The 22,753-nt window shown below is 45.5% G+C and carries 22 protein-coding genes; 15 read left to right on the top strand and 7 right to left on the bottom strand.

The features are described 5' to 3' along the window. The first annotated feature begins 43 nt into the window (after positions 1-43). The 3 genes from F6K53_RS15150 to F6K53_RS15140 all read left to right on the top strand — a co-directional run bounded on the left by F6K53_RS15150 (position 44) and on the right by F6K53_RS15140 (position 1,548). Positions 44-202 carry a hypothetical protein gene (locus tag F6K53_RS15150; RefSeq protein ID WP_293045726.1) on the top strand — a complete coding sequence of 53 codons (159 nt, stop codon included), beginning with the start codon at positions 44-46 and terminating at the stop codon, positions 200-202. 76 nt (positions 203-278) lie between these two features. Continuing rightward, complete coding sequence (locus tag F6K53_RS15145) at positions 279-443, top strand: hypothetical protein (protein ID WP_293068991.1); 165 nt, start codon at positions 279-281, stop codon at positions 441-443. Between the two features lie 172 nt (positions 444-615). Further along, positions 616-1,548, top strand: coding sequence for a GNAT family N-acetyltransferase (locus F6K53_RS15140; protein WP_293028805.1), 933 nt, complete (start codon positions 616-618; stop codon positions 1,546-1,548). Here the strand turns inward: F6K53_RS15140 and F6K53_RS15135 are convergent. Further along, positions 1,523-1,660, bottom strand: a complete 138-nt coding sequence (locus F6K53_RS15135; protein ID WP_293028802.1) for a hypothetical protein — start codon at positions 1,658-1,660, stop codon at positions 1,523-1,525. The genes F6K53_RS15140 and F6K53_RS15135 overlap by 26 nt on opposite strands. A 513-nt stretch (positions 1,661-2,173) precedes the next feature. Between F6K53_RS15135 and F6K53_RS15130 the strand changes: the two genes are divergently transcribed. The 3 genes from F6K53_RS15130 (at position 2,174) to F6K53_RS15120 (ending at position 4,167) form a co-directional block, all read left to right on the top strand. Then, positions 2,174-2,749: a Uma2 family endonuclease gene (locus F6K53_RS15130; protein WP_293069074.1), complete on the top strand. Its 576-nt coding sequence runs from the start codon at positions 2,174-2,176 to the stop codon at positions 2,747-2,749. A gap of 25 nt (positions 2,750-2,774) precedes the next feature. Beyond that, positions 2,775-3,236, top strand: coding sequence for a DUF29 domain-containing protein (locus F6K53_RS15125; RefSeq protein WP_293068986.1), 462 nt, complete (start codon positions 2,775-2,777; stop codon positions 3,234-3,236). 277 nt (positions 3,237-3,513) lie between these two features. Then, entirely contained in the window at positions 3,514-4,167 is a 654-nt protein-coding gene (locus F6K53_RS15120; RefSeq protein ID WP_293068983.1) for a Uma2 family endonuclease, read from the top strand. 241 nt (positions 4,168-4,408) lie between these two features. Here F6K53_RS15120 and F6K53_RS15115 read toward each other — a convergent pair whose 3' ends face one another. Beyond that, complete coding sequence (locus F6K53_RS15115; RefSeq protein WP_293068981.1) at positions 4,409-5,311, bottom strand: aspartoacylase; 903 nt, start codon at positions 5,309-5,311, stop codon at positions 4,409-4,411. A 67-nt stretch (positions 5,312-5,378) separates the two neighbouring features. Here F6K53_RS15115 and F6K53_RS15110 point away from each other — a divergent pair, with 67 nt between their 5' ends. Further along, positions 5,379-6,152: a DUF1802 family protein gene (locus tag F6K53_RS15110; protein ID WP_364302991.1), complete on the top strand. Its 774-nt coding sequence runs from the start codon at positions 5,379-5,381 to the stop codon at positions 6,150-6,152. A 162-nt stretch (positions 6,153-6,314) separates the two neighbouring features. Here the strand turns inward: F6K53_RS15110 and F6K53_RS15105 are convergent, their stop codons facing one another. After that, positions 6,315-6,503, bottom strand: coding sequence for a hypothetical protein (locus F6K53_RS15105; protein ID WP_071105291.1), 189 nt, complete (start codon positions 6,501-6,503; stop codon positions 6,315-6,317). Between the two features lie 129 nt (positions 6,504-6,632). Between F6K53_RS15105 and F6K53_RS15100 the strand changes: the two genes are divergently transcribed. The 5 genes from F6K53_RS15100 (at position 6,633) to F6K53_RS15080 (ending at position 12,096) form a co-directional block, all read left to right on the top strand. Continuing rightward, positions 6,633-6,776, top strand: a complete 144-nt coding sequence (locus F6K53_RS15100) for a hypothetical protein (protein ID WP_293027007.1) — start codon at positions 6,633-6,635, stop codon at positions 6,774-6,776. 232 nt (positions 6,777-7,008) lie between these two features. After that, positions 7,009-9,594 (top strand): phosphoribosylformylglycinamidine synthase subunit PurL, encoded by a 2,586-nt coding sequence (gene purL, locus F6K53_RS15095; protein WP_293027010.1) that lies wholly within the window; start codon positions 7,009-7,011, stop codon positions 9,592-9,594. A gap of 236 nt (positions 9,595-9,830) precedes the next feature. Beyond that, a complete protein-coding gene (locus F6K53_RS15090; RefSeq protein WP_293027013.1) occupies positions 9,831-10,805 on the top strand; it encodes a transposase in 975 nt (324 codons plus the stop codon). Positions 10,806-10,818: 13 nt separating this feature from the next. Next, positions 10,819-11,088: a hypothetical protein gene (locus F6K53_RS15085; RefSeq protein WP_293027016.1), complete on the top strand. Its 270-nt coding sequence runs from the start codon at positions 10,819-10,821 to the stop codon at positions 11,086-11,088. A 318-nt stretch (positions 11,089-11,406) separates the two neighbouring features. Further along, positions 11,407-12,096, top strand: coding sequence for a Uma2 family endonuclease (locus F6K53_RS15080; RefSeq protein WP_293027020.1), 690 nt, complete (start codon positions 11,407-11,409; stop codon positions 12,094-12,096). Between the two features lie 7 nt (positions 12,097-12,103). Here F6K53_RS15080 and hppD read toward each other — a convergent pair whose 3' ends face one another. The 3 genes from hppD to F6K53_RS15065 form a co-directional block, all read right to left on the bottom strand. After that, complete coding sequence (gene hppD / locus F6K53_RS15075; protein WP_293068974.1) at positions 12,104-13,246, bottom strand: 4-hydroxyphenylpyruvate dioxygenase; 1,143 nt, start codon at positions 13,244-13,246, stop codon at positions 12,104-12,106. A 13-nt stretch (positions 13,247-13,259) separates the two neighbouring features. Beyond that, positions 13,260-13,463, bottom strand: a complete 204-nt coding sequence (locus F6K53_RS15070) for a hypothetical protein (protein WP_293068971.1) — start codon at positions 13,461-13,463, stop codon at positions 13,260-13,262. Positions 13,464-13,747: 284 nt separating this feature from the next. Further along, positions 13,748-14,767, bottom strand: coding sequence for an AraC family transcriptional regulator (locus tag F6K53_RS15065; RefSeq protein WP_293027035.1), 1,020 nt, complete (start codon positions 14,765-14,767; stop codon positions 13,748-13,750). 297 nt (positions 14,768-15,064) lie between these two features. Between F6K53_RS15065 and F6K53_RS15060 the strand changes: the two genes are divergently transcribed. Further along, the gene (locus tag F6K53_RS15060) at positions 15,065-17,659 is read left to right on the top strand and encodes an arylsulfatase (RefSeq protein WP_293068966.1); all 2,595 of its coding nucleotides are present in this window, start codon (positions 15,065-15,067) and stop codon (positions 17,657-17,659) included. 1,063 nt (positions 17,660-18,722) lie between these two features. On the opposite strand, the gene F6K53_RS15055 is transcribed toward F6K53_RS15060, so the two are convergent. Then, positions 18,723-18,920, bottom strand: a complete 198-nt coding sequence (locus F6K53_RS15055; RefSeq protein WP_293068964.1) for a hypothetical protein — start codon at positions 18,918-18,920, stop codon at positions 18,723-18,725. Between F6K53_RS15055 and F6K53_RS15050 the strand changes: the two genes are divergently transcribed. Both F6K53_RS15050 and F6K53_RS15045 read left to right on the top strand, forming a co-directional pair. Further along, the gene (locus F6K53_RS15050) at positions 18,907-21,228 is read left to right on the top strand and encodes an arylsulfatase (RefSeq protein WP_293081226.1); all 2,322 of its coding nucleotides are present in this window, start codon (positions 18,907-18,909) and stop codon (positions 21,226-21,228) included. The two genes, F6K53_RS15055 and F6K53_RS15050, sit on opposite strands and share 14 nt — an antisense overlap. 303 nt (positions 21,229-21,531) lie before the next feature. After that, positions 21,532-22,743: an RNA-guided endonuclease TnpB family protein gene (locus F6K53_RS15045; protein WP_293068958.1), complete on the top strand. Its 1,212-nt coding sequence runs from the start codon at positions 21,532-21,534 to the stop codon at positions 22,741-22,743. Positions 22,744-22,753 lie beyond the last annotated feature (10 nt).

Here is a 22,753-nt window from a genome sequence, read left to right as displayed (position 1 = left end):
CCATTCCACCCACCGGGTAAAAGAGTAATAATTTAGATGCATCATGAAGATGGAAGCGATCGCATTTGCTGGCTGCATGACACAGAGAGTAAAAAAAGTTCCTGTCTGGTGGGCAGTGGCTGATCATAGCTTCACGGCTGCTGGCCAATTTCAGGCAACAGCCACTGCCCACCCTACGATTCCTCCCCATCTCCCCATCTGAAAATGGAAGCGATCGCATTTGCTGGCTGCATGACAGATAGAGTTAAAAAAAGTTCCTGTCTGGTGGGCAGTGGCTGATGATAGCTTCACGGCTGCTAGCCAATTTCAGGCAACAGCCACTGCCCACCCTACGATTCTACGATTCCTCCCCATCTCCCCATCTGAAAATGGAAGCGATCGCATTTGCTGGCTGCATGACAGATAGAGTTAAAAAAAGTTCCTGTCTGGTGGGCAGTGGCTGATCATAGCTTCACGGCTGCTAGCCAATTTCAGGCAACAGCCACTGCCCACCCTACGATTAATTTCCCGATTCCCGATTCCCGATTCCCGATTCCCTTCCCCCCTTATTAAGGGGGGTTAGGGGGGATTCCGATTCCCGATTCCCGATTCCCGATTCCCAATTCCCCAAAGCCAGTGACTACCACCTACTCCCCCCAAATTACCTATCAGTGGCTCGAAAACTTTGATGCTGCTGCCTCCTTAGAATACGATGACTACACCTGCCCCAGCATTGCTAGCCACTGGCAAGGTGCCAGCCCTCTCGGGGAACTGCTGGGTTTAGCAGCAGTAGAAAATGATGAAATGGTGGGCTTGCTGGTGGCGGAACTGCGCAAAGACCCCAAAACCGACACCACTAGTGGGGTCATTCTTTCCCTGTTCGTCCACCCAGAAAACCGCAGACAGGGGGTTGCCAGCGGGTTAATCACCCATCTGGAAGGCCACGTCCGGGAACTGGGTTGTAGCCAAATGGAGCTATCCTACCAAGCCACAGAACTCACCACCGTTGCCTTAGAACCCTTGCTGGAAAGATTGGGATGGGAAACTCCTAAAATTTCCCTAATTTTGGCAAAATCTGATAGCGAACATATTGCCCAAGCCCCCTGGATCCACCACTATCGTTTCCCGAAAGATTTCACCCTGTTTCCTTGGGCAGAGCTAACCCCAGCCCAGGAGGAACGGATTCACCAACGGCAAAAGCAAAAGGTTTGGTATCCTGAATCCTTGTCTCCGTTTCTGGAACCCTCAAAACTAGAACCCCTCAACAGTTTGGGTTTGCTCTATCAAGGAGAGGTTGTGGGTTGGATGGTGAACCACCGGGTTGGCCCAGATACTATCCGCTATACCTCGATGTTTGTGGTGCGACGGTTCCAACGGCGTGGCCGTGGTGCCATGCTGGTTGCAGAGTCTATCATGGCTCAACTCGATAGCGATATTCCTTACTATACCTGTGCGGTGGGGGAGAGTAACCAACCGATGCTTCAATTCGTGGATCGTCGCCTTAAACCTTATTTGACGTCATTGACTGAAGCGTATCGGAGTCTTAAGAAATTAGGGAGTAGGGAGTAGGGAGTAGGGAGTGTGGGGAGATGGGGAGATGGGGTGATGGGGAGATGGGGAGATGGGGTGATGGGGTGATGGGGTGATGGGGTGATGGGGAGAGAACAGGAGCAGGGAACAAGAATTCTTACAATTGATTTAGGATTGCTATTATCCAAGAAAGTAAGTAGGGTGTGTTAGCCGATAGGCGTAACGCACCGGGCTTTTGTGTTAGCCGATAGGCGTAACGCACCGGGCTTTTGTGTTAGCCGATAGGCGTAACGCACCGGGCTTTTGTGTTAGCCGATAGGCGTAACGCACCGGGCTTTTGTGTTAGCCGATAGGCGTAACGCACCGGGCTTTTGTGTTAGCCGATAGGGGTAACGCACCGGGCTTTGCACGTGAACACAATATAGCGTTGATTGCATGTATGAGGTACAATTATCAACCTCAAAGTCCCCCTTTTTAAGGGGGACCAACGGGGGATCCCTTTGTACCTCATGGGAAACAGAATTGCTATATTATCCAAAAAAGTAAGTAGGGTGTGTTAGCTGATAGCACCTCAAGTAGCGTGCGCGTAGCGCATTAGCACCTCAAGTAGCGTGCGCGTAGCGCATTAGCTGAATGCTTACACGGACTTTACAGGTGAAGTATGATGGTACAACTGACCCATAAATTTCAAAGCTTTGACGAGTATTTATTATACAATGATAACTCAGAAAAATTATATGAGTTATTTAATGGAGAGTTAATTGAAATGCCTCCAGAGTCGGGATTTAATGTTGAAATTGCTACGTTTTTATTGATTCAGTTTGCTTTACTGGTAGGTCATCGTAGAGTCCGGGGTCAAGGATTAGAATTAGAAGTTAGAGGTGAACCGAAAAACCGTTATCCTGATTTGACTATAATTCGAGAAGAGCATATTCAACAATTATCAAAGCGTAATACCATTCGCCTCTCTATGTCACCGCCTTTATTAGTGGTTGAAGTGGTTAGCCCGGGAGAATTACAACGAGAGCGAGACTATATTGCTAAAAGAATCCAATATCAGGATTGTGGCATTCCTGAATACTGGATTGTGGACCCGGAAAGTCAAAGTATATTGGTATTAGAACTTAAGGAAAATACTTATACAGAAGTGGGTAGCTTTTCCGGTGATGATTTAGTGTTATCTCCTGGATTTAAAGATATTAATTTGAAAGTGTCTGGAGTGTTTGATATAGAAAAGTAAGTGAGGTTTTTAGTGACAATTGATTATGAGTAGTATAAATAGTAGCTTAAATTTAAAAAATCTCTACGAAATTGATGATGCCCAATGGCTAGAAGAAACTATTAAGCTCCTGAAAAACCAAGAATTTAATCAACTAGATTGGGATAACTTAATTGAGGAGTTAGAGGATTTGGGCAGAGAAAAGAAAAATGCTGTAGCTAGCCTTTTAGAACAAGTAATCCGTCATTTATTATTCCTGCACTATTGGACAAGTGAATCTGACTATAATGCAGTTCACTGGCAAGGTGAAATCTATAATTTCCGAATTCAGCTCAAACGAAAACTGACGACTAATCTCCGTAATTACCTAGATGATGAACTGAGTTCTATTTATAACGATGCCCTAGGATTTGTGAAGATAAAAACTCAGAATTCCGTAACTTTTCCTTCAGAATGTCCCTACTGTCTTGAGCAATTACTGGATATCGAATGGTTGCCGAAGGAATAAATCAGTTTTCAATAGTTGGGAATTGGGAATCGGGAGTCGGGAGTCGGGAATCGGGAATCGGGAGTCGGGAGTCGGGAATCGGGAATCGGGAATCGGGAATCGGCATTCTAGTTAAGCTACAGGCAAAACGCTATAATTGGGAATTAATAAGAGTTTGATCAGCAATAAAATTCTGCATTCTCCCCATCTCCCCATCTCCCCATCTCCCCATTCCCAGATCCGCTGTTCCCTGTTCCCTATTCCCTGTTAAATAACAAATAAAGTAGAGCCGAAAAAAATGACATCAACTGCCACAATTACTCGGGACCCGACTATTCCTCCTTTAGAAAATGGGGATCAACTAACCCTTGCGGAATTTGAGCTGCGCTATTCCGCTATGGGTGATTTGAAAAAAGCCGAATTAATTGAAGGAATTGTTTACATGGCATCTCCCCTGAGAATTACACAACATGGTGAACCCCATGCTCAGATTATGTTGTGGTTAGGCTTCTACCAAACCTATACTCCTAACCTGCAATTAGGAGATAATTGTACTGTTAGGCTTGATCTTGAGAATGAAGCTCAACCCGATGCACTGCTTAGACTGAAAGTAGGAGGACAATCTACAATTAGTCAGGATGGCTATGTGGAAGGTGCGCCGGAGTTAATCGTTGAAATTGCGGCTAGCACTGTTTCTATTGATTTACACAAAAAATTAAACGTTTATCGCCGTAATGCAGTACAAGAGTATTTGGTATGGCGAGTTGATGATGGTGAATTTGATTGGTTTCGGTTAACTGAAGGGGAATATACTCAACTGGAAGCCAATCCTGAGGGCATACTTTGTTCAGAAATTTTTCCGGGATTATGGTTAGATAAAGCTGCATTATTAGCCGGAAACTTAGCCAAAGTTTTAGAAATATTGCAGCAGGGGTTACAGAGTCAGGAGTAGGGAATCGGGAATCGGGAGTCGGGAGTCGGGAATCGGGAATCGGGAGTCGGGAATCGGGAGTCGGGAGTCGGGAATCGGGAGTCGGGATTCTACTTAAGCTACAAGCAAAACGCTATCATCTCCCCATCTCCCCATCTCCCCATCTCCCCATCTCCCCATCTCCCCATCTCCCCATCTCCCCATCTCCCCATCTCCCCACTCTTTCCCTGTTCCCTGTTCCCTGTTCCCTGTTCCCTAAACACTAAGTAAGTATTTCTTTTTTAGTCAAACACATCGCTATTCCTTTTTCATAGTAGGCAACTTCATTAATAAATACTGGCCAAACCGTGGCTTCTTCTTCATAGTAAATTGTGGTGCCATCGAAGGTAAGAAATATGGGGTCACCAGGATTGAGTTCTTGATAATCTCTGCCCTGGAGCTCAGGATGAATCATACCTTCTAGTTCACCAGCTTTGTTTCTGGGATAGTCAACTACTTTTAAATAGTGATAAATAGTTAGAGGATAAGTGTTTGATAATATTTTCCCGTTATTATAATCTTCAATATAATCTAACGTGGCGTGAATTAAGGCTTCAGTTTTCTGAAAAATAGCGCCCTTGAGACTAGCTGGTGCAATGGGACCGACTTCAATAGAACAGCCGAAGTTACATAGAGAGTTTAGAAAGGTATTTTCTTTACCTGGTTCAATGGAACTTAAAACTCTAACTAAGGGGTCAAGGGAACTCAGATAAGCAGCAAGTTGCCAATTAAAGGGGTCGTTGTTGACGAGAATTATAGTAAACCCCATATTAGCACTGCTACTGTGCAAATCTAGAATAAAATCTACCTGGGAATTGCCTTTTGGTCCTAGGGTTGTAGCCATCTCTTTGGCTCGGGTTTGTTCTAGGAAAGAAAGCTCAGGATTTTCCAGGTCACTTTTAGCAAAGCAGCGGTTTAAGTCTGTATCAATATATCTCCTAGCCGCTTGAAAGGCTTGGGGATTACCTATTTTTGTCAAGGTTTCAAAACTAGGTCTAGTGATTAATTCTGGAAACTTCTCAAACTTTTTGACTAGGTATACACCGGTAAATTCATTGCCGTGGGTTCCTCCTACAATAGCGACTTTGTTAATAGTTTTACGGTTGTTTGCTTGAGAATTACTCATGGGTGGTTGGTATAGCAAAGGGAACAGGGAACAGCGGATCTGGGAATAGGGGGTGGGGCGCGGGGAGATGGGGAGATGGTACATTCAATTGTCTTACCCCGACTCCCGACTCCCGACTCCCGACTCCCTTCCCCCCTTATTAAGGGGGGTTAGGGGGGATTCCGACTCCCGACTCCCGACTCCCTATTCCCTACTGAGAGTAATATTGGCATTCTATCCTAGGAAAACGCAAACCTCTTATTGTTATTGGAAAAGTCCCATTACTAAATTTATGCTTTCAACTACTACCCATGCCCTCAAAGAATGGGCTGTTGCGGTTGATGCCTTAGAAGCGGGCAAAACGATTATGCTGTTACGCAAAGGCGGTATTCGTGAACAGGGCAACTGCTTCAGTGTGGCTCACCACAAGGTTTTACTCTACCCTACCTATGAGCATCAAAAGCCTAATTTGCTTAAACCTGACTATGGGGGAGTTGTGAAACCTGTGCCCTCAGGTTGGCATCCGGAAACTGTTCGGATTGGTAGCTGGGCGTCTATTACTGATATTTTGCCAGTAACGGAGCAATCCACTGTTGCTGCGCTGCTACCCTATCATATTTGGAATGAACAATTTGTGAGTGAGCGTTGGAAGTGGAAGCCACGTCAACCTTTATATGTACTGCTTTTGCGTACTTATCAGTTACCTGAGCCTGTGATCACTCCCTACCACCAAGAGTACGGAGGCTGTCGCTCATGGATTGATTTAGTTGAACCGATTTCTTACGAAGGAGTTGTACCAGTTTGGAATGATGGGCAGTATATCGAACAAGTTAGAGAAATTCGTAGTCTGATCGAAGATTGACTGGGGAAAAGCAGGCTAATTGCTCTGGTGGGCAGTGCACCAGACAGATAATGAAGCTTGCAAACCGCGTTGGTAGGCACTGCCCACCCTACGATTCATGACTTGCTCTGCGCATTCCCCCCAGTGCGTGCAAGGCCATAAGTGGATAACCTCGATAACAACTTAATAGCTCTGTCCGATCTGATACCCTTCTAAGTAAACTGGACTGTCGCTAGCTTCGGCTTGTCTTTGGAGACCGGCTAGGAGTCCTTGATTAAATAAAACGTATTCGATTGTGTCTGGGCTATAGCAATTGTATTGATAAACTAGGGTGGATACAGAGTATGCTAGATGATCGAAATTCCTAGACATAATGGATTTGCCTCCAATGGATAGATTAATGGATAGATTGATAGAGCTGCGCTTTTAGGGGTGATAAGATTGTAAGTTGCAGCTATGCTTATACAGTAATACGGGGAATAGACCGGAGACATTACCCACGTGGGTGATTTTATTGTGGCTAAGGAATTGGCAAGGTATAGCAGAAGTCAGAAGTCAGAAGTCAGAAGTCAGAAGTCAGTGGTCAGCGGTCAGCAGTCAGCGCTCAGCCGTTGGCCAATAGCCACTCAAGTAGCCTGCGCGTAGCACATAAGCTGTTAGCGTAGCGTGCGCGTAGCGCATAAACTAAAAACTAAAAGCTGATAGCTGATAGCTGATACCTGATACCTGATACGCGATGTTCCTTTGGAAGCGCTTCGCGATCGCACGCAAAAATCCCAAGGACGGGAACCAAAGGAGCTGAAGAAGTCTGGCTATTGATCATAATTGGCTCAATACTCTATAAAATAATCTCTGTGCCGTTTGTGCCCAGAGTGATATGCCCACTAATTCCTCTACCTCCTTTTCCCCAGAAGAGATTGCTGCTGAAGGGTTAACCCCTTCTGAATATGAAGAAATTGTCCAGCGCCTAGGGCGTCATCCCAATAAAGCTGAGCTGGGAATGTTCGGTGTGATGTGGTCGGAACATTGCTGCTACAAGAACTCCCGTCCTCTACTGAAGCAATTTCCCACAGAAGGCAAACGTATTCTAGTCGGTCCTGGGGAAAATGCTGGTGTTGTAGACTTAGGTGATGGGCTACAACTGGCCTTTAAAATCGAATCCCACAATCACCCCTCAGCAGTAGAACCGTTTCAAGGAGCTGCTACCGGAGTAGGGGGGATTCTACGGGATATTTTTACCATGGGAGCTCGCCCGATTGCGGTCTTAAACTCTCTGCGCTTTGGGACTTTGGATAATGCCAACACTAGACGATTGTTTAATGGGGTAGTAGCAGGAATCAGTCACTATGGCAATTGCGTGGGTGTCCCTACTGTAGGGGGTGAAGTTTACTTTGACCGGGCATACACTGGTAATCCCTTGGTGAATGTGATGGCTCTGGGACTGATGGAAACTCCAGAAATTGTTACCTCTGGAGCCTCTGGAGTTGGAAATCCTGTGCTCTATGTTGGGTCCACTACCGGTAGAGATGGCATGGGAGGGGCAAGTTTTGCTAGTGCGGAACTTACGGATCAATCCCTAGATGACCGCCCAGCGGTGCAAGTGGGGGACCCGTTCCTAGAAAAGTCTTTGATTGAAGCGTGTCTTGAGGCATTTCAAACCGGTGCGGTAGTAGCTGCTCAAGATATGGGAGCCGCTGGGATAACCTGTTCGACTTCAGAAATGGCAGCTAAAGGGGGCTTGGGTATTGAGTTCGATTTAGACCTGGTGCCAGTGCGAGAAACCGGTATGGTGCCTTATGAATACTTGCTGTCGGAATCCCAAGAACGAATGCTGTTTGTTGCCCACAAGGGTCGAGAACAGGAACTGATAGATATTTTCCACCGTTGGGGACTCCATGCTGTGGTAGCAGGTAAGGTAATCGAAGAACCTTTGGTCAGGATTTTGTTCCAAGGAGAGGTAGCAGCAGAAATCCCAGCTACTGCTCTAGCCGATAATACTCCAATTTATCAGCGGGAGCTATTGACAGAACCACCAGACTATGCTTTACAGGCTTGGGAATGGCATGGGGATTCCCTCCCTCCCTGTAATGTTAAAGGTATTGACATTAACGGCAAACATTACAGTTGGAATGACATCCTAGGTCAACTCCTAGATACTCCAACTATTGCGTCGAAACGTTGGGTTTATCGCCAGTACGACCACCAAGTCCAGAACAATACCTTAATTTTGCCAGGAAACGCTGATGCTGCGGTGATTCGGTTACGCCCACAAGGGTTGAATGTTGAAAGGTTGAATGTTGAAAGGTTGAATGTTGACAGGTTGAATGTTGTTCGCGAAGCGTGGCCGAAAGGCCAAGGTTCAACTGAAACTAACCTTAAACCTGCTAACCTTAAACCTGCTAACCTTAAACCTGCTAACCTGCAACCTGAAACTAACCTTCAACCTGCTAACCTTCAACCTACTAACCTTCAACCTGAAACCAACCTTCAACCTGTAACCTCGTCTGGTGGTGTGGCGGCAACGGTGGATTGTAATTCCCGTTATGTTTATCTTGACCCCTATGAAGGGGCAAAGGCTGTGGTAGCAGAAGCAGCAAGGAATCTCAGCTGTGTGGGTGCAGAACCTTTGGCAGTAACCGATAATCTGAATTTTGGTTCTCCTGAAAAGCCTGTGGGTTACTGGCAACTGGCCTCTGCTTGTGCAGGAATAGCAGAGGCTTGCCGGGAAATGAGCACTCCTGTGACTGGGGGGAATGTTTCCTTGTATAACGAAACCATTGATAGTGACGGCAATCCTCAGTCGATTTACCCGACGCCAGTGGTAGGGATGGTGGGATTAGTTGCTGATATTACTAAAACCTGTGGTCAAGGTTGGCAAGCTGAAGGGGATTTAATCTATTTATTAGGATTGGGGACTAAATACTGGGAAAATAGTCAATCCCAAACTAAATCCCAAATTACATTAGGTGCGTCCGAGTATCTGGCAACTATTCATGGCATGGTTGCGGGCAAGCCACCAGTAGTGGATTTTGATTTAGAGCGTCGTATCCAAACGGTAACGCGAGAGGGTATCAGTCAAGGTTGGGTAAATTCTGCTCATGACTGTGCTGAAGGGGGATTAGTGGTGGCTTTGGCTGAATCCTGTATCGCAGGTAAGTTGGGGGCAGACATTACTCTAGGCTATAGCTCCGAGTCGTTAGACCTGCGCTGGGATCAGGTGCTATTTGGTGAGGGGGGGAGTCGGATTCTGGTTTCTGTGAGTCCTCAACAGGAAACAAGTTGGGAATCTTATCTACAGCAACAGTTGGGGGATGAAGGATATTGGCAACAACTGGGTGTTGTTCAAGGGGAAAATGCTGGTTTACGAGTACTGGTAGGAAATGGTCAGTGTGTGATTGAGATGACAGTTCAGGAGATGTGTGATTGTTGGGAAAATGGGATTGAAAGGCGTTTGAGGGTTTAGGAGGGAATCGGGAATCGGGAATCGGGAATCGGGAATCGGGAATCGGGAATCGGGAAACAATCTTGTGTACCTTATTATTATGAGAACCGGTTTAGGGATGTTCCTTTTGAACCGTTTTGCGAAGTTCGTTTGGAACCGCTTTGCGATCGCGTCTGCAACGTTTTTTAAAAATGTTAAACAGGAATTGGCTGACAAGGGCTTTGCTAAGATAGCATAATTCAGCTTGATCATACTCAATGACCAATCCAAGAGCCGATTACGATAATCCCTGGAAAGAAGCGCTTTCCATCTATTTTGAATCCTTCATGGCATTCTTTTTTCCCGAGATTGACCGTAACATTGACTGGGAAAGAGGCTATGAATTTCTTGATACAGAATTCCAACAGGTGGCTCGAGATGCAGAAATTGGCAGCAGGGAAGCCGATAAACTGGTCAAAGTTTGGCGACAAGACGGTGAAGAAACGTGGGTACTGATTCATGTGGAAGTACAGAGTCAGGCTCAGTCAGTCTTTGCGGAAAGGATGTACGTCTACAACTATCGCATCTTTGATATGTATCGACGGAAGGTAGTCAGTTTAGCTGTTCTCGCTGATGATGAAGAGTCTTGGCGACCAACTGAATACAATTACGAGATTTGGGGTTGTCGAGTTTTATTGCAGTTTCCAGTAGCTAAGCTGTTAGATTATCAGCTGTCTAAACTAGAACAAAGCACTAATCCTTTTGCTGTGATTGTGGCTGCACATCGCACCACTCAGCAAACTGTTCAAAATCCCGAGGGACGGTATCAGGGCAAATTAAGCATTGCCAAGAGTCTTTATCAACGAGGGTATAGTAGACAAGATATCCTAGAATTATTCCGGCTCATCGACTGGATGATGACATTACCGGATAGCTTTCAGATTGGGTTTAAACAGCAAGTCAGACGTTTTGAGGAGGAAAGCACAATGCCTTATGTTACTAGTATAGAGCGCCTTGCTCGTAAAGAGGGGATGGAAGAAGGCATTCTCCAAACTAGTCGAGAGACTCTTTTGGAAGTGCTTCAGGTACGATTTGAGGATGTGCCAAGGGAGTTGGTTGAGACAATTAACCAGATTGACTCGGTCTCTGTCTTGAAAACCTTGCTTCGACAAGGAATTACTATTGCTTCTGTTGAAGAGTTTCAGGGTTGGCTTGACCAATTGCTGTCTCTTGAGCAAGAACAGCAGTTTTGAGGAAGAAAGCACAATGCCCTATGTTACCAGTATAGAGCGCCTTGCTCGTAAAGAGGGGATGGAAGAAGGCATTCTCCAAACTAGTCGAGAGACTCTTTTGGAAGTGCTTCAGGTACGATTTGAGGATTTGCCAAGGGAGTTGGTTGAGACAATTAACCAGATTAAGTCGGTCTCTGTCTTGAAAACTTTGCTTCGACAAGGAATTACTATTGCTTCTGTAGAAGAGTTTCAGGGTTGGCTTGACCAATTGTTATCTGTTGAAGAGAACAGGAAGCTTCATTAGTGGTGTAAGCATTCAGCATACAGCTGAATGCTAGGGAGTCTTTATTTAGTATAATTATATCAACTAATTTTTTGGTTATATTGGCCTAAATTCTTCTCCCCGATTCCCGATTCCCGATTCCCTTAATTTTATGGATAATGATATCGTTTTGTTTCTAGCTACTGTTGGTCTACTCATCCTGTATCTAGTATTTTCTGCTCTAACTGAGATGGGTACCAAGTTTCCTTGGAAGAAATAATAGTTGATGGGTTTTTCCAAAACCTTTAACACTCAACCGTCAACCGTCAAGAATCTGAACACTATAACAGAGGTCAAGCAATGGTTGCACCCCTATCTTCTCCGACTAAACTAGACGTCATCTACCCCGAACGTGATGGAAAACCGATGTCAGACAATACTAAACAGTTTCGCTGGATTGTCACAATTCAAGGCGGTTTAGATGCCCTGTTTCAGGATGACCCTAATGTCTTGGTGGTAGGAGACTTACTGTGGTATCCCGTAGAAGGCAATAATAAAATTTGTACTGCTCCTGATGGGATGGTGATCTTTGGTAGACCCAAAGGTGATCGTAGTTCCTATCTACAGTGGAAAGAAGATAATATCCCCCCACAAGTGGTGTTTGAGATACTCTCTCCAGGAAACACCCTCACCGAAATGGCCAAAAAACTGGCATTTTATGACCGCTATGGGGTTGAAGAGTATTATCTCTATGACCCAGATAAAGTGGACTTGAGTGGCTGGCTGCGTAATCAGGGTAAGTTAGAGGTGATTGACTCGATCAGCGATTGGGTGAGTCCGAGATTGGGGATTCGGTTTGATATGAGTGGTACACAACTCCAGATCTATCGACCGGATGGCAAGCCTTTTGCTACCTATCTTGAGTTAGCCCAAGGGAAGCAAGAAGCTGAATCGAGAGCAGAGCAAGCTGAAGCCTTGTTGGCTCAGGAACGACAACAGATGCAAGCCCTTTTAGCCAAATTGCAGGAAAAAGGGATCGAGCTGGAATAGCTTGAATTCACCTGGATAATTCACCAGTTCCTAAAGCTCCTCGCTTGTTCTGTTCCCGCTCGATGGCTTCAAACAAAGCACGAAAATTCCCTTCTCCAAAGCCCTTGGCCTGAAAGCGGCGCTCAATGATTTCAAAAAAGAACGTAGGCTTGCCAAAAATGGGCTGGGTGAAGGTTTGAAGTAACAAAGCTTGGGGAAACTCTTGCTGCCAATCTACTAAAATTTGTCTGGTAGCAATTTCTTCCCATTCTGCTGTTGGTAAAGGTAAATTAGAGCCCCCTGGTCTTTGCCGCAACTCCCTATAGTAGCTGGAAGGAACTTCAATAAACGGCAAACCTCGACCACGGAGTTGAGCGATCGCTTCTACTATATTGCTAGTTCTAAGAGCAATATGCTGAATTCCTGGTCCACCATTGAAATCTAGAAATTCCTGAATCTGGGAATTAGCAGACGTTGGTTCATTGATGGGCAACTGCACCTCACCAGTGGAATCAACCATGACCTGAGAGTATAAACCAGACTGTTGTGTCTTAATAGAAAATATTTGTTGTGGGCAAAATCCCAGCACGTGTTGATACCAATTTACTGCCCGTTCTAACTCACCAGCAGCTACGTTAAGTACCACATGATCAATGGTGGTGAACATGGTCTGAGGATTGTTATTGACCTGGTTTGCCTCTCTACTAAGGGAGGGTACCTTACCATCAGCAGTATTCGTGATCCAGTTCAACTGAGCCGGGAAAAAGGATTCCTCACAGATGCCATCCCGCTCAACTAGGGTATGAACCAGAGAACCCCAGGAGGGGATTTTACTCCACTTTAGCCGTCCCTGTCTTTGCAATTGCTCCTGAGGTAATTTTACCACTTGGTTTCCTTGAGCGATCGCATTCTCAATCACTGCTTCCAGGTCTTCTACTAGAAAAGCGATGTCAGCCACCCCAGGAGGATGTAGACGCAAAAACTCAGCAATAGGACTTGTTGATGTCAGAGGTGAAGAGATAACAAAAGTGATTGAGCCACTTTTGACAACTTCTGTGTAGGTATGGTGACTACTGCCACTAGCGACCCGTTGAAAGCCAAGAATGTTGACTAACCAATCAGAAAAAACTGTAGCATCTCTAACATAGAAATGAACATGATCAATTTTCATGATTGACATCTAGTTAAAGAGCTTGTACTGTTTTTAATTTTGCTATTTTTAGAAAATTATACCAAGTTGCCGTCAAATCTATAGCATTTTCCAGGGAGTAGGGAGTAGGGAGTAGGGAGTAGGGAGTAGGGTGTAGGGAGTAGGGTGTAGGGTGTAGGGTGTAGGGTGTAAGGTAGGCAGTGCCTACCAAACCGATTGGCCAGCTTGGTAAATCCATCTGATATCATCATGTCAGGATAATTACCCTTAATCAAAACCTACCCCTGTGAGATCTCCCCATCTCCCCACACTCCCCACACTCCCCATCTCCCCATCTCCCCATCTCCCCATCTCCCCACACTCCCCACACTCCCCATCTCCCCACACTCCCCACACCTCCCACACTCCCCTCTCTTTCCCGATTCCCGATTCCCGATTCCCGATTCCCGATTCCCTAAAATCCCGAAATTGTAGACCTCATAGCTATGATAATTGCTATATTTATCCCTCGATACTCAAGGCTTAGTTTGCAGTGTTTCGCAATGTCTCTGAAGGTAACTCCCCAAACATAGCTTTGTAATCTTTAGTAAAATGACAAGGACTGTAGAACCCAAATTCACTAGCAACGATGGCTATGGTACAACTTTCTGGTTCGCTTGCCTTCAAGCATTCTCGCACTGCATTAAGTCGTCGTACCTTGAGATAGCGCATGGGACTCAAGCCAAATAAGTCCTGAAAACCATAAGATAAGGCAGAACTGCTAGACCCTAAATTTTGAGCTAGCTGTTTTAAGGTCAGAGGTTTGTCTAAGTTGGCTAACATTTCTTTTTCAGCTTGGGCAATCAACTTTGCTCTTCGGGAAGGTTTGAGAAAACACTTGGAATTTAACTTAGTGGGAATATTACTAATCAACAAAGGAAGGAAATCATCAGCAACGAGTTTTTCAATGTGAGGTTTTTGTAACCAAGTAGGTTTGTGTAATGCTAACCAAACAAGTTCTTTCAGGTAATCTTTAATTTCGTTCATCCCCGTTGGTAGCAAATTCACATGATTTTTACTCCGGAAATTCTCGTCTAGATCGTGGCGTTGTAGTTGGTCTGCATAAGTATCAAACGTTTTAACAGGCATTATAATGTGTGTCAAGGTTGCACCTTGAGGAAAGATTTCGTCTGCTTCCTTGTTATTGAAACCAAAAATAGTCCTTTGAGGCTCCACAGGGTGACGGAAAGAGTAATATTCCTTTTCATTCTCAGACCAAAGTATCGCAAAAGATATGTATTCCTTTCCCCCCTCACCCGAAAATTGAATCCCTTGGTTCGCCTGATTACAGACGAAATATAAGTTACCAACCTGAATCGACAAAAACTCAGCTTGAAGAGGACCGGGACTGAGTTGTATTATTTCCTTATTTTGATACTCAAAAAACTCTTTGAAACTATCCACATCTGTAAAGGATTTGGATAAAATATTCTGATTGCCTGTCCCAGGATCATCCTCAGCTTGGGTAGTTTTACTATTGTTGGTATCAATTAACAAAATCATTTAAGCACCACTCTATCAAAAAAATAATCCAACCAACTATAAGCAAAACTAATACAATTTGAAACTTAGTTATTTAAATCTTATAGCTTAGAAAGTTGGAATTTTTGATTATTCACAGAGATACCTTACCACTAAAGTGAACTTGAGGTCTTTGACTTACCCCATAGCACAACAGAGTGGGCATGACCCACCCTGATGCGATTATGGCCATTGACATCGAATGCTGCTCCTGCGAAACCAGATGTGATCTATCACGCTGCCTCCAGGCCGGAGAGGATGTCAACAAAGAGTTAACTAATGAAAACCTCAAATGTTAACAGCACTAAGTGTATGAAGAAAACTGTTCTGAAACTTAAAAGATTACTCAATCTCCTAGTTGTGGCGATCTTTTCCCTAGGAGTATTGGTACCGCCAGCCTTGGCTCAGGAAATTTTGCCCCAACCAGACCCAGAATTTAAGGGTCAAATTGGTGTCACTTACGAAACTTCCGGGGAGCCAGATAAGTCAATTATGGAATCCCCTGAAGCCCCAAAAAATGCACCTAACATTGTCCTTGTCCTCTTGGATGATGTGGGATTTAGTTCCTCAGAAACCTTTGGTGGCTCGATTAAAACACCAACTTTGGAGAAGCTAGCAGACGAAGGGATAACTTATAATCGATTCCACACAACTGCCCTCTGCTCGCCAACTCGTGCGGCTCTACTAACAGGACGCAATCACCACTCGGTGGGCAGTGGAGTGGTTCAGGAACTGGCAACAGGTTATCCTGGTTATAAAGGCTTGATTCCCAAAAGCACAGCCACCATTGCCGAAGTTCTCCAAGAAAATGGCTACAGCACAGCTTGGTTCGGTAAAAATCACAATGTTCCTGATAACCAAACCAGTATGGTTGGTCCCTTTGACCGCTGGCCTAATGGTTTGGGATTTGATTACTTCTACGGATTTATTGGTGGAGAAACAGACCAATGGTTTCCAGCACTGTATGAAAATCAGAACCCAATCAATGCACCAGCCAAAACCAGTGATGGAGAAGACTACAACCTCACCCATGACCTTGCCGATAAAGCAATTGCTTGGATGAACAATCAGCATTCAATTGCACCCGATCGCCCTTTCTTCCTTTACTTTGCTCCCGGTGCTACCCATTCACCTCACCAACCACCAGATGATTATCGCGATAATTACGAAGGTGATTTTGATGACGGTTGGGACGTAGAGCGTTTGAAAATTTTCAATCGTCAGAAGGGCATTAACGGTGAAACTGCGAAAACTCCCGGTATAATTCCTGCTGATGCTGTACTTACCCCTCGCCCAGAAGGAATACCTGCTTGGGATGATGATACAGAATTCGACGACAGCGAACGTGCGGCATTAGCAAAGGAGATGGAAATCTATGCGGCTTTTCTAGAATACACTGATGTAGAGGTCGGTCGTGTCCTTGATGCTATTCCTGAAGAGGAAGTAGAAAACACCATGATCGTCTATATCGTGGGTGACAACGGTGGTTCAGCAGGCGGTGGTGTGTATGGAACTTGCAACACCATGAAAAATCTTAACGGACTCGGCCCTGAGATTACTCTTGAAGAAATCAAGGAGTGTGCAGAGGAGTGGGGTATGCGTGGAAAGGGAAACTCGCCAGGATACTCCGTTGGCTGGGCTTGGGCTACGGATGCACCTTTCCAATGGACAAAAGAGGTAGCTTCCCATTTTGGCGGTACTCGCAATCCCATGATTATTAAATGGCCAAAGGTTATTCCCCCGACTCCAGACAAAAGGGAGATCCGAGACCAGTTTCACCATGTTATTGATATCGCACCGACAATTCTGGAAGTAACTAGGATTCAGGAACCAGAGATCGTTAACAGCATCCAGCAGCAGCCGATAGAAGGGGTGAGTTTAGCCTATACCTTTGGTTTTGGTAAGATACTTGATGATGATTATGATGGAGAAGGTGCTGAAGGTACTCATAAAACTCAGTATTTTGAGATGTTTGGGAATCGAGGCATCTACAAGGATGAAGGAGAACACGAATGGATGGCATCAACTGTGCATGCAAAACCAGTTGGCGATGAACCTCTTAAACCTTTCGATGAAGATGAGTGGGAACTGTACGATTTAAAGACTGATTTCTCTCAAGGCAAAGACTTATCCAAATCGGAGGAAGAAGAAAAAGATGATTATCTTGATAAATTAGAGGAACTCAAAGACTTATTCCTCGTTGAGGGAGGTAAGTATAATGTTTTTCCTCTGGACGATCGCTTTGTTGAACGAGGTGATGTTAGTTTACGTCCCAGTTTTACTGCAGGACGCTATCATTTCGATTTCTATGAAGGCGCGGTTCGACTGCCAGAAGGGACAGCACCAGATGTGAAAAACAAATCTCATCAAGTTACTGCTGAGGTAATGATTCCTGAGGAAGGCGCTGAAGGTGTACTCCTGGCCCTCGGTGGAGAGACGGGAGGCTATAGCTTCTACATCCTGAACAACAAACTTTACTATACTCTAAACTACCTTGGCGATCACTATGATATTGTGTCTCAAAACAATGTTCTCACTGGTGATAATGTCAAGCTGACATTCTGTTTCCTGTACTCAGGAACTTATGGAGACGGTGAGGGTAATGGAGGTGAGGTTACTCTCTTAATGGATGATAATGAGGGTAATGTATTTACTACTATTGACACCATCGAAAAAACCGTACCTGCACGATATTCTCTGGAAACTCAAGATGTAGGGATGGATTTACTCTCACCAGTAACTCATAACTATAAGGATCGGTTACCTTTTGAGTTCACAGGTACAATTAAGAAGGTGACCATAGACCTTGAACCTCCTCCTGAAGAATCTACTTCAGCATGGCAATGCCCATATTCACCACTAACTCTCCGTTGAAGTAGCTAATTGCATTGTAAGCTTAGACGCATTCATGTTTGCTGCTGATTTCTTTACCTATAAGGCTGTCAAAAACAAAAAAGTGCAATGTGTGTGCGTCTAAGCTTATTCCATTCACCCACAGTTCAGCTACAAAATTATTAAATGCAATGAATCCGGAAACTTTGGTATCTACAGAAAATTACTACTCCAAACCGGGCGTTGCTGATTCTGGGTATGGTTGCGCCCCCCTAGCCCCCCAATTCTGGGGGGAACAAAACTTTCTTGCGTCCCCCAAAGTTGGGGGACCAACGGGGGCTTTAATAAAACCAGATGATCGCGGATTCATTCCTTAATTCAGCAACGCCCCAAACCGAGGCAGGAGGGTCAGAATATTTATGATCTTTGGGAAGAAGGGAAAGCCTACCAGGATTCCATCACTCCTAGTATCTACATTCCCCAATACCGCAAGTTTATTACCACCAGAATTAAATCTTTGGTTGACTATGACTACAGTAAACCGATTTTAAGTGTGGGTAGTGGGAATGCTTTTGTGGAAAGGGATTTATACCAGCAGGGTAAGCCCAAGAAAAAATGGCTCATAATGTGCATTGGTTAGATATCGGTTGATCGTGGTTTGAAAGCCCTATAATCTCCTAGAACTGTACTCGCAATAGAGTTAATTTGTTGAGAATGAGCTAGCTTTTTTCTCAATAAGCCACAGCTTATTGATTCTTGCGCTTACCCTGCCACCAAGTATAAGGAAAAGTTATAGTTGTTGGAAAATTAGTTAATTCTATCTTATAGCTGAGAAAGTTGGAATTTTTGATTATCCACAGAGATAGCTTACCCCTAAGCTAGGAAATGTCGGCAAAGTCAATTTCCGAATAGCAAAAAAATAGACCTCTTGCAAAAGTCTATTTTGGCTAGGTAAGACCAATACTTTCGGTCCCATTTTTGGATCCATTTTTGCATTTATGCAAGAGGTCTAATGTAGAAGTAATTGACTCCCTCCACTCATCCCAAAATCATCTCGATCGCGTTTTGGGATGGAAGCTTGAGATCGAGATTTTGTTATTCCTTTTTACAAGGTTTTAACCATGTTTTTCAAGGATTTTTTAAACCGAATGTTGAGAGCGATCGCGATATTTGCGATCGCCATCTCTCTCCTATTGGGAAGTATTACTCCCCCTGTCTTGGCACAAACTGCTGATGGCTCGACCCTGCCATTCCCGCCAGTGCCATCAGCCAGCGTTGCCGGACCGACTTTGGACGAGCCCACCACCATGATCCGGCGCGAGGAACCGAACTATATACCCAACGAAAATCCCCCCAACATCCTGATTATCCTGCTGGATGATGTGGGCTTCGGGCAGCCTGACACCTTTGGTGGCGAGATCCACATGCCGACCCTAAGCCGTCTGTGGGATGAAGGGATTGCCTATAACACCTTTCACACTACTGCCATCTGCTCGCCCACCCGCGCCGCTCTCTTAACGGGGCGCAATCACCACCGAGCCCAATCAGGTACGATCGCAGAATTTGCGGTGGACTGGGATGGTTACCTGGGGGTTATTCCCAAGACCACTGCCACGGTCGCCGAAGTTTTGAGGGAATACGGCTACAAAACCTCTGCCTTTGGCAAATGGCACAATACCCCAGCTAATGAGACCACAGCTATGGGTCCATTCGATCGCTGGCCGACCGGGCATGGTTTCGACTATTTCTACGGCTTCCTTGCGGGGGAAACCTCTCAGTATGAGCCGCGCCTCTATGAGAACCTCAACCCCATAGAGCCGCCCCACGACGAGACTTACCACCTCAGTGAAGACATGGCGGATAAAGCGATCGCCTGGATGCGCCACCACCGTTCCTATTCTCCCGACAAACCCTTCTTGATGTACTGGGCACCAGGGGCAGTCCACGGTCCTCACCACATCTTCAAGGAATGGGCAGATAAGTATAAGGGTAAATTCGATGACGGCTGGGACGAGTACCAAAAGCGGGTCTTTAACAACCAGAAAGCCCTGGGCTGGATTCCAGAAGATGCGCAGCTAGCTACTCGGCCTGATGACATGGCAGCATGGGATCAGATTCCCGATGAGGAACGTGACTTCCAACGGCGGTTGATGGAAGTCTATGCAGGGTTTCTCGAACATGTGGATACCCAGGCTGGTAAGGTGATCTCGGAACTCGACGATCTGGGCATTCGCGACAATACCATCGTCTTTTATATTGTTGGTGACAACGGAGCCAGTGCCGAAGGTCAGGAGGGCACTATCAGCGAATTTCTTGCCCAGAATCTAATTCCCAGTACGATCGAGGAGCAACTTGATGCTCTCGACGAACTAGGCGGACTTGATGCCCTGGGAACCCCAAAAACCGAAAACATGTACCACGCCGCTTGGGCCTGGGCAGGGGATGCCCCCTTCCGTTATACCAAGCTAGTTGCTTCCCACTTCGGTGGTACCCGCAACCCGATGGTAATCTCCTGGCCCGATGGCATCACCCCCGACAAAACCCCCCGGTCTCAGTTTCACCATGTCAACGATATCGCTCCAACTATCTACGAGATCCTGGGCATTACCCCCCCTGAAGAGGTTTACGGCTTCAAGCAAAAACCCCTCGATGGGATTAGCATGAAGTACACCTTCGACGATGCCAACGCAGAGGATCGAAAGAATGTTCAGTATTTCGAGAACAGCGGCAGCCGAGGCATCTATATCGATGGCTGGTATGCCTGCACCTTCGGTCCTCAGATCCCCTGGAATATAGCTGAATCAGCAGAGGGCTTCCTTGACTGGGATCCCAATGAGGATGTTTGGGAACTGTATCACATTACCGAGGACTTCACTCAAATGCACGATCTGGCCGCTCAGGAGCCAGAGCTTTTGGAGGTAATGAAACAACTGTTCTTGGAAGAAGCAGAAGAGAATTTGGCATTCCCCATTGGGGGCGGCCTGTACATCAACACTCATCCCGAAGAGCGGATCGGGAGTCCCTACAGTAGCTGGGTCTTTGATGAAAGCACAACTCGTATGCCTGAATTCACTGCACCGGGTCTAGGTCGTGAAAGCAACCTGGTTACGATTGATGTCGATCTGGGTGAAAATCCTTTGGCTTCCGGCGTTATCTATGCCTTGGGAGGTTCCGGTGGCGGTGTGAGCTTGTTTATGGACAACGGAATTCTCAAGTACGAGTACAATATGCTGCTCTTAGATCGTTATAAGGCTGCATCAGATGCACCGCTCTCTGCCGATCATCACACCATTGAAGTAGAAACAACCATCGAGAGTTTCGATGACCCAGGTGAAGTGGTTATACGAGTGGATGGTGATGAAGTGGACCGAACCACTATCGAAACAATCGTCATGGGAGCCTTCAGTGCCAGTGAAACCTTCGATGTCGGCACGGATCTGGGGGCTCCGGTTTCCCTAGACTATGCCGATCGCGCTCCCTTTGAGTTCGACGGGAAGATCGACAAGGTTGAAGTCAACTTATACTCGGCATTGGAGCCCTACCAAGCTTCCGAAGATATGAGTAACGAAGACTTCTGGAACCGAATCATTCAGGAGGTTACCGATAAGTGACAGTTGAGTTAGATGGCTAGCCATTAAATTAGGATGTCGGGAGGTATTTCTATATGCCTCTCGGCATCACACCCATCCCAAAATCATCTCGATCGGGTTTTGGGATGGAAGTCCGAGTACCAAACTGTTAGTAGGGTGGGCATTGCTCACCCTTATAAAGGATCGAAACGCTGAAAACCCCGTGTCTTTAGACCGGGGATGAAAGCGAACAGCGGCTTTAGCCGCCTACAAAATCTCAGGCTAAATTTGATGTTTTAGTCTGAGAGTGCTAGATTAAAATAGTTACAGTTAAGGTCGAATCTGATGATTATTTTAGAGTTTAAGGCAAAAGGAAAGAAACATCAATACTCTGCTATTGATGAAGCTATTCGGACGGTTAAATTTATCCGCAATAGTTGCCTTAGATATTGGATGGACAATAAAGGGGTTAATAAATTTGACCTCAATAAATATAGTGCAGTCCTAGCTAAGCAATTTCCTTTTGCCAATGAATTGAACTCTACAGCTCGTCAGTCTAGCGCAGAAAGAGCCTGGTCATCAATTATTCGGTTCTTTGATAACTGTAAGAAAAAGATCCCCGGAAAGAAAGGCTTTCCTAAATTCCAAAAACACTGCCGTTCCGTCGAATACAAGCAGTCTGGATGGAAGCTGTCCCCTGACAAAAAGTCAATCACGTTTAGTGATAAGAAGGGCATCGGAAAGCTTAAACTTAAAGGTAAATGGGACTTATGGCGTTTTGACCAAAAACAGATTAAGCGGGTTCGGATAGTCCGTCGGGCGGATGGATACTACGTTCAGTTTTGTGTTTCAGTTGACATCAAAGAAGAATTAGAACCAACTGGAATAGCTGTCGGCCTGGATGTTGGACTAAAAGAGTTCTATACTGATTCGACTGGAAAAACTGAATCAAATCCTCGTTTTTACAGAACGGGAGAGAAACGTCTTAAGTTCTATCAACGCCGGGTTTCCCGGAGAAAGAAAGGCTCATCCAATCGCAGAAAAGCAATTAACAGACTAGGTAGACAGCACCTTAAAATAAGTAGGCAGCGTGAAGAACATGCCAAGAGACTAGCACGTTGCGTAATCCGATCTAGCGATCTGGTCGCCTATGAAGATTTAAGAGTCAAAAACTTGGTTAAAAACCACTGCCTAGCTAAGTCTATTAATGATGCAGGTTGGTATCAATTTAGAAAATGGATGGAGCATTTTGGCACTAAATTTGGGAAGGTGACGGTTGCAGTAAATCCCGCCTATACCAGTCAAAATTGCTCAGAATGCGGCGAAGTAGTCAAGAAGTCACTATCTACTAGGACTCATGTCTGTAAGTGTGGTTGTAAATTAGACCGAGACCACAACGCCGCAGTCAATATTCTTAAAAAAGCCTTGGGTACGGTGGGGCACACCGGAACCTGGATCTTGGATCCCAACGCTTCGGGAGATCTGACCTCTACTGTTCTTGGTCTCGGCCAGGTTCAGCAAGCCGGATCGTTGAGCGAAGAATCCCCGCGTCTTTAGACCGGGGAGT

The organism is Moorena sp. SIO4A1, from assembly GCF_010672065.1.
Classification (GTDB): Bacteria; Cyanobacteriota; Cyanobacteriia; order Cyanobacteriales; family Coleofasciculaceae; genus Moorena.
Note: the sequence above shows the minus strand (reverse complement) of the source record. Positions and strands in the feature narration are given on the sequence as shown.